The following is a 13448-nucleotide window of genomic DNA, read 5'->3' as shown; positions in this document are numbered from 1 at the left end:
GCGGGTGACCTCAGCCCGTCAGAACGGCATCCAGCGCTGAATAGAACAGACCCAGTCCGTCGTCGGACGGCCCGGTCAACGCTTCAATCGCATGTTCGGGGTGCGGCATCAGGCCGACGACACGGCCGTTGGCTGAGCAGATGCCGGCGATGTCGCGCAGCGAGCCGTTGACGTTGTCATGGTAGCGGAACACCACCCGGCCTTCGCCTTCTAGTTCGTCAAGCACCTTCTCCGGCGCCACGTAACGGCCCTCGCCGGACTTCAGCGGAACCAACAGGTCGGCGTCAGGCTCGAAACGCGATGTCCACGCCGTCGACGTCGACGCTACCCGCAGCCACACATCCCGGCAGATGAAGTGCAATCCCACGTTGCGGGTCAGGGCACCAGGTAGTAGCCCGGCCTCACACAGCACCTGAAAGCCGTTGCAAATCCCCAACACCGGCATGCCGCGGTCCGCGGCAGCTACCACTTCGTCCATCACCGGAGCGAATCTGGCGATCGCTCCGGCCCGGAGGTAGTCACCGTAGGAAAATCCGCCGGGCACCACTACGGCGTCGACACCCTTAAGGTCGGCGTCGGCATGCCACAGGCTGACCACCTCGGCGCCCACCTGCCGCGCCGCGCGCGCGGCGTCGACGTCGTCGAGCGTGCCGGGAAACGTGACGACACCGATGCGCGCCGTCACTGCGGGTCCCGGCTGATCGTCCAGTCCTCGATCACGGTGTTGGCCAACAGTGATTCTGCGATCTCGGCAAGCGTGGTGTCATCAACCGTATCGTCGACCTCCAGCTCAAACCTCTTGCCCTGACGCACATCTGATATTCCGAGATGCCCAAGCCGCCCCAGCGCACCGACAATCGCCTGGCCCTGCGGGTCAAGAATCTCCGCCTTGGGCATCACATGCACGACCACCCTGGCCACCGGCGCTCCTCCTCAGATCTGCCCGCCGCGCCCGGCGACAGCGGCCGCCAGGAGCCGGGCAATGATTCCCGCGCCAACTCTACCGGCGGCAGGTGCCCCGCCTGGTCACGGGCACGAGCCGATGTAGGCTTCGCATAACGGCGCGGTCAGGGCGTCCAGAACCGCGGAGTCCGCAACCGTAGGCCACGGAACTTGTGGCGGCCCGGACGACCACAAGGTGAGTTCGCTGATCGTGCTGCTTGATACGTGCGCGACCAGGTAGGTGTGCATGATGACCGGCCCGCTGATCACCGCGGCCATCCGGGTCGGTTCGTCGTCGGTGACCGACGGCGACTGCAGCGGTGCGCCCAGCTGGCAGGCGCGTAACGCGGCGACGGCGGTGCCAAACACCGACGCCGCGATCTGGCCACCGCGGGCGGTGTCCCCGCGCCAGTGCAGCACCTGAGCCTGCAACTGCCACTGGCCGTCGGGGTGGACCACCGTGACCCGGCCCGCGACCGCCCAATCGCGGCTGTCGTGCGGGAACGCCGGCGTGGCGCACACCTGCTCGAACCCGAAACGTGGTGTCGCCCTGGTCACCGCCACTGCCGCGCCGGCCATTGCCGGCCAACGGTATTGCGAGTTCAACGGCACGGCGTGGGTGCTGATCCACGCGGTAGCAGGAATCTGGTCGCATATCGGCGGGCAGGTTTCCGGCTCAGCCTGGGCGCTAGGCGCGGCCATGAGCGTCGCCAACAAGCGACCGGCGACCAGCATCGTCGCCAGGATCAACCGCATCGGAAACGCCCCCATAAGGGCACAATCGTAAACATGCAACTCACGCATTTCGGCCATTCCTGCCTCCTCGCTGAGTTCGGTCAAACCCGCCTGCTCTTCGATCCCGGTACTTTCTCGCACGGCTTCGAGGGAATCACCGGTTTGTCCGCGATCTTGATCACCCACCAGCACCCCGATCACATAGACGTCACGCGGCTGCCGACCCTGCTCGAGGACAACCCGGCTGCCGAGCTGTACGCCGATCCGCAGACGGCGGCGCAGCTGGGCGAGCCATGGCGGGCGGTGCACGTTGGCGACGAGCTGCCGTTAGCGGAGCTGACCGTCCGTGCGGTCGGCGGTTGCCACGCGGTGATCCACCCGGAAATCCCTGTGATAGAGAACATTTCGTATCTGGTGGGCGACAGTAAACATCGGGCAAGACTGATGCATCCCGGTGACGCGTTGTTCGTTCCCGGCGAGCAGGTGGACGTACTGGCCACTCCCGCCGCGGCCCCATGGATGAAGATCTCCGAGGCGGTCGACTACCTGCGGGCCGTAGCTCCGGCACGAGCGGTACCCATCCACCAAGCCATCGTCGCTCCGGACGCCAGGGGTATCTACTACGGCCGGCTCACCGAGATGACCACCACCGACTTTCAGGTGTTGCCCGAGGAAAGCGCGGTCACCTTCTAGCGCGAGCAATAGCTCCTATGTCAAGCGGCCACAACTAGCGGATATCCTCGGCGGCCCCGCGGCCGGCAGCGCGGCCGGAAAATATGCATCCACCCAGGAAGGTGCCCTCCAAGGCCCGGTAGCCATGGACACCGCCCCCGCCGAACCCGGCGACCTCGCCGGCTGCATACAACCCGGCCAGTGGCGTACCGTCGGCCTTGAGCACCCGAGCATCTAAGTCAGTTTCGATGCCACCCAACGTCTTTCGAGTCAGGATGTGCAGCTTGACCGCGATCAGCGGCCCGGCCTTCGGATCGGTCAACCGATGTGGCGCCACCACCCGGCCAAATCGGTCGCCTCGGTAGCGGCGAGCGGCACGAATCGCGGTGATCTGTCCATCCTTGCTGTACTTATTGACCACCTCACGATCGCGCGCAGTGACCGCGGCTGCCACCGTCTCGTAGTCCAGCGGCACCACATCGGGCAACTCGTTCATCGCGGCCACCAACTCGCGCAACGAGTTCGCGTGGACGAAGTCCACACCACGATCGATGAATGCCTGCACCGGTCCGGGCGGGCCGGCGTGAGCCCGAGAGCGCAACAGCTGGCCCAGGCGCCGACCGGTCAAGTCAGGGTTCTGCTCCTGACCGGACAGCGCGAATTCCTTCTCGATTATCTTGGCATTCAACACGAACCAGGTGTAGTCATGTCCAGACTTGGTGATGTACTCCAATGTGCCGAGGGTGTCGAACCCGGGAAACAACGGTACCGGCAACCGCTTGCCCGCGGCATCCAGCCATAGCGACGACGGCCCCGGAATAATCCGGATACCGTGCCGCGGCCAGATCGGGTCGTAGTTGGTAATGCCTTCGGTGTAATGCCACATCCGGTCCGGATTGATCACCGCAGCCCCGGCCTTTTGAGCGATGCCGATCATCCTGCCATCAACGTGCGCGGGCACCCCGCTCAACAGTTGCTTGGGAATGCGGCCCATCCGTCTCGGCCAGTTTTTGCGCACCAGCTCATGATTGCCACCGATACCACCACTGGCGACGATCACCGCTGACGCGCGAAACTCGAATTTCCCCACAGACTTTCGCGACGAAGGCGCGCCGCGCGGCTCATCCGAGGGCTCCAGCACGGTACCCCGAACGCCTGTCACCGCGTTACCCTCGACGATCAGTTTGTCGACCTGGTGGCGGTGCGCAAAGCGCACCGTGGGGCGATCACGCAGCTGACGCACGAATATGTCGACCAGAGCCGGCCCAGTACCCCAGGTGATGTGGAAACGGGGCACCGAGTTGCCGTGCCCCTGCGCGTCGTAACCACCACGCTCGGCCCAGCCCACCAGCGGAAAGATCTTCAGCCCGCGGGCCCGCAGCCAGCTGCGCTTCTCCCCCGCCGCGAAATCGACGTAAGCATGCGCCCATTGTTCGGGCCAGTAGTCCTCGGGCCGGTCGAACGCCGCCGTCCCCAGCCAATCCTGCAGAGCAAGCTCATGGCTATCACGGATGCCCAAGCGGCGCTGCTCGGGACTGTTGACCAAGAACAAACCGCCGAACGACCAGAAGGCCTGCCCGCCCACGTTGGCCCGATTCTCCTGGTCGAGGATCAGCACCCGTAGGCCGCGGTCGGCCAACTCACAAGCGGCTACCAGGCCCGCTAATCCGGCTCCCACGACAATGGCATCAGCGGTGAGCCCCTCGGCATCTGAACCGGCTACAGCATCGCTCATGTCGGTACAGGTTAACGCCACCGATCAGGCGCTCGGTCAGGCCGCGTCGAGTACCGCCGCATCGGCTCGCCACCGGTACACCATCGGTGTGCACCCCTGCAGCATCGCCAGGTCGACGGCATCGAGCATCGCCTGCAGCGGACCGGACTTGCGCAAATGACGGGCGGCCACCGCAATCCGGACGACGCCCCCACGCCGGGCGATCCGCTCGGCCGACATCACCACCATCCGGCACCACCAGGGCTCCGCCAGGAAACCCTCGCCGATGCCCAGCACGCGGGCACGCACGGTGGTGAGCCGAACCAGATCCGTGATTCCATGGAGATCCGCAAGCAGCCGAAATCCATTGGCCGGCAACGCTGTACGGACACCTGGTGATACCAGCCAGCCCGGTGCCGCAAACAGTCGGGTTCGCAGCCCAAGGTGTTCGAGCACCCGGTCGGCGGCCATCAGCCGCAGGTTGGCCTCGTGTGCGCGCAGCATTGCGAATTCGCCGCGCCGCCTCTTGGTGGCCGCTTCGTCGTAGCCATGCAGTACCAGAGCGTCGCCGGCGGCCCGGCGACCGGTCAGCCAGTCGACGGTGCGTGGGTCGCGGTCGAGCCGGTAGTCATCGCGCATACGCGGAGCCACCAGCAACGATACCGGCACCGAGCGGGCGTCCATTTCCGCGCAGAACGCGTCGACATCGGCCAGGGTGCTCTCACCTATCCCCGAGACCGACACGAGCAGTTTTCCAGACACGCTTGCAGTCTGCCGATTCCAGGTTTCCGGACGGTGAAGGACACGCGGACAGCAGGCGTATATCTGGACCCTGACCAGCGCAGAACGAGCGCACGTCGGCTCGGCGCCAGGGCCATGACCCGACGCCGGAACCAAGCACCGCCCGACATCCTCGCGCGGTACCCGTGACCGGTATCGATATGCTCGGCAACGCCATGGTTGAAGCGTGTCCCGCGGAAGGCGATGCCCCGGTGCCCATCACCCCCGCGGGGCGGCCCCGCTCTGGCCAACGCAGCTATCCCGATAGGCTCGATGTGGGGTTGCTTCGGACCGCCGGAGTGTGTGTCCTGGCCTCGGTGATGGCACATGTGGACGTCACCGTGGTCAGCGTCGCGCAACGCACCTTCGTTGCCGATTTCGGGTCCACCCAGGCCGTCGTGGCCTGGACCATGACCGGCTACATGCTCGCGTTGGCCACTGTGATCCCGACAGCCGGTTGGGCGGCCGACCGGTTCGGCACCAGGCGGCTTTTCATGGGTTCGGTATTGGCGTTCACCCTCGGCTCACTGCTGTGCGCAGTAGCACCAAACATCTTGCTGCTCATCATATTTCGTGTTGTCCAGGGTTTCGGTGGGGGCATGCTGACGCCGGTGTCCTTTGCCATCTTGGCCCGTGAGGCGGGCCCGAAGCGGCTGGGGCGCGTGATGGCGGTGGTGGGCATTCCGATGCTGCTCGGCCCGGTCGGTGGGCCGATCCTGGGTGGTTGGCTCATCGGGGCCTACGGCTGGCGTTGGATTTTCTTGGTCAACCTGCCGGTCGGGCTGTCCGCGCTCGTCTTGGCGGCGATCGTGTTCCCAAGAGATCGCCCGGCAGCGTCGGAAAACTTCGACTACATGGGCCTCTTGTTGCTGTCGCCGGGCCTGGCGACCTTCCTGTTCGGGGTGTCATCTAGCCCCGCCCGTGGAACGATGGCCGATCGGCACGTGTTGATACCGGCGATCACCGGCCTGGCGTTGATCGCGGCATTCGTCGCACATTCGTGGTACCGCACAGAACATCCGCTCATAGACATGCGCTTGTTCCAGAACCGAGCGGTCGCGCAGGCCAACATGACGATGACGGTGCTCTCCCTCGGGCTGTTTGGCTCCTTCTTGCTGCTCCCGAGCTACCTCCAGCAAGTGTTGCACCAATCACCGATGCAATCGGGGGTGCATATCATCCCACAGGGCCTCGGTGCCATGCTGGCGATGCCGATCGCCGGAGCGATGATGGACCGACGGGGACCGGCCAAGATCGTGCTGGTTGGGATCATGCTGATCGCTGCGGGGTTGGGCACCTTCGCCTTTGGTGTCGCGCGGCAAGCGGACTACTTACCCATTCTGCCGACCGGGCTGGCAATCATGGGCATGGGCATGGGCTGCTCCATGATGCCACTGTCCGGGGCGGCAGTGCAGACCCTGGCCCCACATCAGATCGCTCGCGGTTCGACGCTGATCAGCGTCAACCAGCAGGTGGGCGGTTCGATAGGGACCGCACTGATGTCGGTGCTGCTCACCTACCAGTTCAATCACAGCGAAATCATCGCTACTGCAAAGAAAGTCGCACTGACCCCAGAGAGTGGCGCCGGGCGGGGGGCGGCGGTTGACCCTTCCTCGCTACCGCGCCAAACCAACTTCGCGGCCCAACTGCTGCATGACCTTTCGCACGCCTACGCGGTGGTATTCGTGATAGCGACCGCGCTAGTGGTCTCGACGCTGATCCCCGCGGCATTCCTGCCGAAACAGCAGGCTAGTCATCGAAGAGCACCGTTGCTATCCGCATGACGTCTGCTTCACGTCAGCGTTGACCGCATCGTCGAGCCACAGCGTCGAAAAGCCGTGCACCAGCGACCAGGTCGCCAGCTCGGCACCCGCCGGATTCGCCCGGGCGTTGGGATCGCGCAGCGCCGCCACCCCGCGCGCCAGCTCGGCGGCAGCGGCGGTCTCGGCGTCGACCAGTTCGGAATCGGAGCCGTCGAGCAGCCGAGCTCACTTCACGCCGCCCCTGCGCGGCCACCTCATCGCCATCGTTTCACCCGGGCTGCTTGCGCCCGGCCTGCTGGTCACCATCACCGGTGCGCTGGAGGCTCCTGGTCGCCGTGGGCCTGTTGCTGCCCGACACCCGCATGGCAGCGGCGGTATGCTCGCTGGCGCTGATGCTGGCCATGTTCGGAGCCAATGTCTACGCATCCCGAATGGCCGATCCCACCGGCTATGCTGGCGCAGCGCCATCGAGGTCGTTTCCCTGGCCGCCGCCGTAACGGTCGCTGTCGGCAGTAGCTAGCAACCACCCGTATTGAAACGCGGTCTCCTTCCAGCGCTCGTAGCGGCCACTGATCCCACCATGACCGGCGTGCATCTGGGTCTTCAACAGCACGGAATTGCCGTCGGTCTTGGCGTGCCGCAACGCGGCCACCCACTTGGCCGGCTCCACGTAATAGACCCTGGTGTCGTTCAGCGACGTCATTGCCAGGATGGCCGGGTACTTTTGGGCCGTGACGTTCTCGTACGGCGAATACGATTTCACATAGGCATAGACATCGCTGTCGTTCAACGGATTTCCCCATTCGTCCCACTCGGTGACGGTCAGCGGCAACGATGGATCCAAGATGGTGGTCAGCGGGTCCACGAACGGCACCTGCGCAAGGATTCCGGCGAAGAGATCCGGTGCCATGTTGGCCACCGCGCCCATCAGCAGACCGCCCGCGCTACCCCCCAATGCCACCAGCTGCTGCTGGGAAGTAAGTCCCGTGTCCACCAGATGTCTTGCCACCGCGATGAAGTCGGTGAACGTGTTCTTCTTGTCCAGTAGCTTGCCGTTTTCATACCACAGCCTGCCCATCTCACCGCCGCCGCGAACGTGGGCGACGACGAACACCATCCCGCGATCCAGCAGCGACAACCGAGCGATGGAAAACCGCGGATCCTCACAGATCTCGTAGGCGCCGTAGCCATAGATCAACGCAGGTGCCGGGAATTCGATATCGGCTCGGTGCACTATCGAGACCGGGATCCGGGTGCCGTCGTCTCCGTACGCCCAGTCACGCCGCTCCACATAGTCTTCGCGGCGGTAGCCGCCCAGTACGGGCTGTTCTTTCAGCAAGGTACGCTCGCCAGTGACCAGGTCGATGTCGTAGATCCGCACCGGGGTGACGAAAGATCCGGCACCGACCCGCAGTTTGGGCGAATCCCAGTTGGGGTTGGGCCCCAGTCCGGCCGACATCAGCTCGGAGTCGAACGAGATCTCTTCGGGCTCACCATAGTTTCCGTCAGGCCCGATCGGCCACAGTTGAACCCGCGGCAGCGCCTCGCGCCGATAGCTGACTACCAGATGGCCGGCCAAGGCATCCACCGCGTCGAGTCGGACGTCGTCGCGGTGGGCGATGAGGGTGCGTTGCCGCGCAGGATCCTCGACCGGGGCCTCTACCAGTGTGAAGTTCACCGCGCCGTCGTTGTGCAGGATCAGAAACCGGTCCTGGCCAGCTATGACCGCATGCTCCACCGAGTACTCGACGCCGTCGCGGCGCGGCAGCACCACGCTGAACTGCGCTGTCGGATCTGCCGCGTGCGCGTAACGGACCTCCGAAGTGATGGACGACCCCGCCGCAATCAGCAGATAGGCGTTGCTGCGAGTACGCCCCACCGCGAGCCAGAACCGATCATCGGCTTCGTGGTAAACCCGCTCCGACGATTCGCCGGACCCTAGTCGGTATCGCCACACTGTGTCCGGACGCCAGGCCGCGTCCACGGTGGTGTAGTAGACAGTGCGGTTGTCAGCTGCCCAGGTGACTCCCGCTCCGATCCCGGCGATCTCGTCCGGGTACTGTTCTCCGGTGCGTAAATCCTTGAACCGCAAGGTATATCGTTCGTCACCTACGACATCAACGGAATACGCTAAGAGGTTATCGTCCAGGCTGACGCTGGCCGCGCCCAGTGCGAAGAAGTCGTGGCCGTCAGCTTCCACGTTCTCGTCGAGCAGAAGCTGTTCACCGGGTATTTCGGTGCGCTCGTCGAACTCTGGTGGGTTCCAGTCGTCGGGATCGGTTACCGGGCAACGACAGTGTACGCCATACTGCTTTCCCTCAAAGGTCCGCGCGTAGTACCACCAGTTGCCACGTCGCGTCGGCACCGATAAGTCGGTTTCCTTGGTACGCGCTTTGATTTCGTGGAAGATCTTTTGCCGCAATGGCTCAAGGTGCGCGGTGGTCCGTTCGGTGTAGTCGTTTTCAGCTTCGAGGTAGGCGATTACTTCAGGGCTGTCCTTGTCGCGCAACCATTCATATGGGTCGACAAAGACGTCGCCGTGGTGCTCCCGGCGGGTCTGCACCCGCTTGGCCACGGGCGGTGAGGGTAGTGCGGTTCGGTGCATCATGCGCCAGGGCCGATCCAGTCGTCGAATTTTAGTTCGGAAATCCGTTCGTATGCATTAATATAACGGGCACGCGTGGCCTCGACGATATGCTCGGGGAGCGGAGGCGGCGGCCGATCGCTGCCTCTATCCCAGCCGGACTCGGAGCCGGTGAGCCAGCTGCGGACAAACTGTTTGTCGAAGCTGGTCTGGACCACGCCGGCCCGGTAGTCGTCGGCAGGCCAGTACCGCGACGAGTCCGGTGTGAAGATTTCGTCGGCCAGCAGCAGGTTGCCGTGGCGGTCGATGCCAAATTCAAACTTGGTGTCGGCGATAATGATTCCGCGGGTGAGAGCGTGATCGGCGGCCTGCACATACGTCTGCAGAGTACGATCACGCAGCTGGTTGGCACGCAACGCGCCTACCATCTCCACCACCCGGTCAAACGAGATGTTCTCGTCGTGGTCCCCCAACGCGGCTTTAGTCGCCGGGGTGAACAGCGGTGTGGCGAACCGACTGGCCTCGACCAGGCCCGGCGGCAGCGCGATACCGCATACCTTCCCGGTTGCCTGGTAATCCAGTAACCCCGAACCGGTCAGGTAGCCACGGGCCACACATTCCACCGGCAGCATCTCCAGCCGACGCACCACCAGCGCGCGGCCCAGCACCTCGTCGGGGATACGCGGGTCGTCCGGCGGCCCGGCCAGATGGTTAGGGGCATCGACGAGCCCGAAGAAGAATGCGCTCATGGCGGTCAGGACGCGGCCCTTGTCCGGGATGGTGCTGTCCAGGACGTAGTCGTACGCCGAGATCCGGTCGCTGGCAACCAGCAGCAGGTGCTCGTCATCGACACGGTAGATCTCGCGGACCTTACCGCTGGCCACATGCTGGTAGTCGGACAATGCGGGGCGCATCGCGCCAGCCTATCCGCCGCACGACGGCGCCCTGTGCTGGTATCTCTGGTATGAGATCGCGCTTCTTGCCGTATGCCACCACGCCCGGCCGACTGCTGGCCCAACTGATCAGCGATATCACTGTCGCGGTGTGGACGACGCTATGGATGCTCGTCGGCCTCGCCGTGCACGACGCCATCTCGATAATCGGCGAGGCCGGCCGCCAAATCGAAATCGGCTCGCACGGGATTGCCGGCAACCTGGCGGCCGCGGGCCAGGACGCCCAGCGTATCCCGGTGGTGGGCGACGCGCTCAGCAACCCCATCACCGCCGCAAGCCAGGCCGCCCTTGACATCGCCGGCGCCGGCCACAACCTGGACACCACGGCCGGCTGGCTTGCGGTAGTGCTCGCGCTGGCGGTCGCCGCGACGCCGATTCTTGCCGTGGCCATGCCCTGGCTGTTCCTGCGGCTGCGGTTCTGCCGGCGCAAGTGGACCGTTACCACCCTGGCGGCGACCCCAGCCGGTCGCCAGCTGCTGGCGCTGCGCGCATTGGCGAACCGGCCGCCGGGCAAACTGGCCGCCGTCAGCACCGATCCGGTCGGCGCCTGGCGACGAGAGGATCCCGCCACCATGCGTGCGCTGGCCGCGCTCGAGTTGCGGGCCGCCGGAATCCCGCTGCGCGGGGACTAGCCTCCGCGCAATTCAACGACTAGGTGCCGGATGCCGGTATGCCGGTTGCTACGTGTCCATTCCGCGGGTTCCACCACCCGCACTGAGCCAAAGCGGGACAAGAGTTCCTCGAACAGCACCCGCAGTTCCAGCCGAGCCAGATTGGCGCCCAGGCAATAGTGCACCCCCTGACCGAAACCCAGGTGCGGATTGGGTTTTCGGGTGATATCGAACTCGTCCGCGCGGTCGAACACGCTGGGATCACGGTTGGCCGAGCCCTCCCACACCACAACCTTCTGACCCGCCTCGATCGGCTGGCCGCCCAGGCTGACCGCACGGGACGCCGTGCGCCGCTTCGATGGTGACGGCGACGTCCACCTCACGATCTCTTCGATCGCAGTCGGCAACAACTCAAAATCGCTTCGCAGCGTTTGCAGTTGGTCAGGGTTCTCGGCCAGCGCCAGCAGCCCGCCGGCAATGGAGTTACGGGTGGTTTCCGCGCCGGCGCTGAACAGTAGATGGAAGAACAGGTACAGTTCGGCGTCGGACAGCGCCGGCGCGTCCGGATCGTCGATGGTAGCGTTGGCGACGACGGACAGCATGTCGTCGGCAGGTTCGGCGCGTTTACCGGCGATCAGCTCCAATGCGTAGGTGTATAACCGCGATCCGGCATCCTCGACGTTCAGCCTCGGCATCGTCGCCCTGCGGGAGCCGCGGAAATCGAATCCCGGCTCAACCGCCTCGAACAACCAATGTCGATCCGTCTCCGGCACACCCAGCAGAATGCAGATCATCTGCATGGGCAATTCGGCAGCGATCTCGACCACGAAGTCGAAAGGCGCTCCGGGTTCTACGCCATCGAGCAATCCACGCGCCCGGCGGCGCAGATCGTCTTCGACCCGCCGGATCATCCGTGGTGTCAAGCCCGAGCTGACCAACCGCCGGATACGGGTGTGCCGGGGATCATCCATCATGTTGAGCACCTGGCCGGCGACCGGCAGATCCTGCAGCACCGTGCCCCCAAACCGACGTTGGCCCCCGGTGACCGACGAATAGGTCACCGGATCACGTAACACCTCAAGGGTTTCGGCGTAGGTAGCCACCGACCAGAAGCCCTCCCCGTCCGGGGTGTGCTCGGTCGGCCGATGCCAATACACCGGCGCTTCACGACGGTGGATGGCGAAGAGGTGATGGGGGAAGCCGTCGGCGAAGTTGTCCAGATCGGTCAGATCGATGCCCGAAAGCCCGGCGGCGGTAGTCATGACACTAAAGAATTGCACCCGGCGTGTATTTAGCCGCGTCCGGGTAACGGCTCACCAGCGCGTCCACCATCGCGACCACATCATCGACCTGGTCACCCGCGGCACCGGCAAATGCCTTCTTGTCGGCCAGCGCGGCCTCCAAAGCGTCTCGTCCCAGCGGCAGCCGCGGATCGGCGGCCAACCGGTCCAGCAGGTCGGGCTCCGCGCCGTGTTCTCGCATGGCCAGCGCCGTCGCCACCGCGTGCTCGGAGATCAACCGGTGCGCGGACTCGCGACCCATCCCCGCGCGCACGGCCGCCATTAGCACCTTAGTGGTGGCCAGGAACGGCAGATAACGATCCAACTCGCGGCCGATCACCGCCGGGTAGGCGCCGAACTCGTCCAGCACCGTCAAAAACGTCTCGATCTGCCCGTCGACGGCAAAGAAGCTGTCCGGCAACGCAACCCGGCGCACCACGGAGCAAAACACATCACCCTCGTTCCACTGTGCACCGGCTAACTCGGCCACCATGGATGCATAGCCGCGTAGCACAACCTGCAGCCCGTTGACCCGTTCGCAGCTGCGGGTGTTCATCTTGTGCGGCATCGCCGACGAACCGACCTGACCCGGCGCGAAACCCTCGGTGGCGAGCTCGTGGCCGGCCATCAATCGAATCGTGTGTGCCAGTGATGACGGCCCCGCGCCGAGCTGCACCAGAGCCGAAACCACGTCGTGGTCCAATGAACGCGGATACACCTGCCCCACGCTGTTGAAAACAGTTGCAAAGCCCAAGAAGTCGGCGACGCGCCGCTCGAGATCGGCCAGCGCCGCACGGTCACCGCCCAGCAGATCGAGCATGTCCTGACCGGTGCCCATCGGGCCCTTGATGCCACGCAGGGGGTAGCGGTCGATCAACTCCCTCAACCGCCTCAACGCGATCATCATCTCTTGGGCCGCCGAGGCGAACCGCTTGCCCAAGGTGGTGGCCTGAGCGGCCACGTTGTGGCTGCGCCCGGCCATGATCAGGTCACGGTAGCTCACCGCCCGCTCGGCCAGCCGCGCCACCGCCGCCACCCCATGGGCGAAAATCACTTCCAGCGACCGCCGAATCTGCAGTTGCTCCACGTTCTCGGTCAGGTCGCGGCTGGTCATCCCCTTGTGCACGTGCTCATGACCGGCCAATGCGTTGAATTCCTCGATGCGGGCCTTGACATCGTGGCGCAGCACCCGCTCCCGGGCTGAGATCGAGGCCAAGTCCACATCGTCGACCACACGTTCGTAGTCGGCGAGCACCGAATCGGCAACCGCTACCCCCAGCTCTGCCTGTGCCCGCAATACGGCCAGCCATAACCGCCGCTCCGAGACCACCTTGGCCTCCGGCGACCAGATCGCGACCATCTCGGCGCTGGCGTATCGGGTGGCCAGCACGTTGGGAATGCTCACTTGGCCCTC

General features: G+C 64.9%; 15 protein-coding genes. 4 read left to right on the top strand and 11 right to left on the bottom strand.

From position 1 onward, the window contains the following. Nucleotides 1–10: 10 nt before the first annotated feature. From purQ to FF952_RS04190, 3 genes are all read right to left on the bottom strand, one after another. A complete protein-coding gene (gene purQ / locus FF952_RS04200; protein WP_003403995.1) occupies nt 11–685 on the bottom strand; it encodes a phosphoribosylformylglycinamidine synthase subunit PurQ in 675 nt (224 codons plus the stop codon). Next, a complete protein-coding gene (gene purS, locus FF952_RS04195) occupies nt 682–921 on the bottom strand; it encodes a phosphoribosylformylglycinamidine synthase subunit PurS (RefSeq protein ID WP_003403993.1) in 240 nt (79 codons plus the stop codon). The genes purQ and purS overlap by 4 nt, the downstream gene beginning before the upstream one ends. 105 nt (nt 922–1026) lie before the next feature. Further along, a complete protein-coding gene (locus FF952_RS04190) occupies nt 1027–1818 on the bottom strand; it encodes a hypothetical protein (RefSeq protein ID WP_021036368.1) in 792 nt (263 codons plus the stop codon). Here FF952_RS04190 and FF952_RS04185 point away from each other — a divergent pair. Further along, entirely contained in the window at nt 1732–2370 is a 639-nt protein-coding gene (locus tag FF952_RS04185; protein WP_003403989.1) for an MBL fold metallo-hydrolase, read from the top strand. The two genes, FF952_RS04190 and FF952_RS04185, sit on opposite strands and share 87 nt — an antisense overlap. Before the next feature lie 34 nt (nt 2371–2404). Here FF952_RS04185 and FF952_RS04180 read toward each other — a convergent pair whose 3' ends face one another. Further along, nucleotides 2405–4105 (bottom strand): FAD-binding dehydrogenase, encoded by a 1701-nt coding sequence (locus FF952_RS04180; protein WP_003898590.1) that lies wholly within the window; start codon nt 4103–4105, stop codon nt 2405–2407. 15 nt (nt 4106–4120) lie between these two features. Further along, on the bottom strand, nt 4121–4825 hold the full coding sequence (locus tag FF952_RS04175; protein WP_003403980.1) for a DUF2334 domain-containing protein: 705 nt from the start codon (nt 4823–4825) through the stop codon (nt 4121–4123). 179 nt (nt 4826–5004) lie between these two features. On the opposite strand from FF952_RS04175, the gene FF952_RS04170 reads away from it, so the two are divergent. Next, the gene (locus FF952_RS04170; RefSeq protein WP_003403977.1) at nt 5005–6627 is read left to right on the top strand and encodes an MFS transporter; all 1623 of its coding nucleotides are present in this window, start codon (nt 5005–5007) and stop codon (nt 6625–6627) included. Here FF952_RS04170 and FF952_RS04165 read toward each other — a convergent pair. Continuing rightward, nucleotides 6616–6756: a WHG domain-containing protein gene (locus FF952_RS04165; protein WP_003403974.1), complete on the bottom strand. Its 141-nt coding sequence runs from the start codon at nt 6754–6756 to the stop codon at nt 6616–6618. The two genes, FF952_RS04170 and FF952_RS04165, sit on opposite strands and share 12 nt — an antisense overlap. A gap of 118 nt (nt 6757–6874) precedes the next feature. Further along, a complete protein-coding gene (locus tag FF952_RS04160) occupies nt 6875–7009 on the bottom strand; it encodes a hypothetical protein (protein ID WP_003403972.1) in 135 nt (44 codons plus the stop codon). On the opposite strand from FF952_RS04160, the gene FF952_RS20900 reads away from it, so the two are divergent. Next, complete coding sequence (locus tag FF952_RS20900) at nt 6969–7103, top strand: hypothetical protein (protein WP_487666742.1); 135 nt, start codon at nt 6969–6971, stop codon at nt 7101–7103. The genes FF952_RS04160 and FF952_RS20900 overlap by 41 nt on opposite strands. Here the strand turns inward: FF952_RS20900 and FF952_RS04155 are convergent. Both FF952_RS04155 and FF952_RS04150 read right to left on the bottom strand, forming a co-directional pair. Further along, nucleotides 7055–9214, bottom strand: a complete 2160-nt coding sequence (locus tag FF952_RS04155; RefSeq protein WP_003898586.1) for a S9 family peptidase — start codon at nt 9212–9214, stop codon at nt 7055–7057. The genes FF952_RS20900 and FF952_RS04155 overlap by 49 nt on opposite strands. After that, complete coding sequence (locus FF952_RS04150) at nt 9211–10104, bottom strand: phosphoribosylaminoimidazolesuccinocarboxamide synthase (RefSeq protein ID WP_003403962.1); 894 nt, start codon at nt 10102–10104, stop codon at nt 9211–9213. The genes FF952_RS04155 and FF952_RS04150 overlap by 4 nt, the downstream gene beginning before the upstream one ends. A gap of 50 nt (nt 10105–10154) precedes the next feature. Between FF952_RS04150 and FF952_RS04145 the strand changes: the two genes are divergently transcribed. Continuing rightward, complete coding sequence (locus tag FF952_RS04145) at nt 10155–10775, top strand: hypothetical protein (RefSeq protein ID WP_003403957.1); 621 nt, start codon at nt 10155–10157, stop codon at nt 10773–10775. Here the strand turns inward: FF952_RS04145 and FF952_RS04140 are convergent. Together FF952_RS04140 and purB are read right to left on the bottom strand one after the other, a co-directional pair. Beyond that, nucleotides 10772–12016: a cytochrome P450 gene (locus FF952_RS04140; protein ID WP_003898584.1), complete on the bottom strand. Its 1245-nt coding sequence runs from the start codon at nt 12014–12016 to the stop codon at nt 10772–10774. The two genes, FF952_RS04145 and FF952_RS04140, sit on opposite strands and share 4 nt — an antisense overlap. Nucleotides 12017–12020: 4 nt before the next feature. Further along, the gene (purB, locus tag FF952_RS04135; RefSeq protein ID WP_003403952.1) at nt 12021–13439 is read right to left on the bottom strand and encodes an adenylosuccinate lyase; all 1419 of its coding nucleotides are present in this window, start codon (nt 13437–13439) and stop codon (nt 12021–12023) included. Between the last annotated feature and the right edge of the window lie 9 nt (nt 13440–13448).

The organism is Mycobacterium tuberculosis complex sp. N0072, from assembly GCF_030323725.1.
Taxonomy (GTDB): Bacteria; Actinomycetota; Actinomycetes; order Mycobacteriales; family Mycobacteriaceae; genus Mycobacterium; species Mycobacterium tuberculosis.
This window is presented reverse-complemented; position numbering and strand designations above follow the sequence as displayed.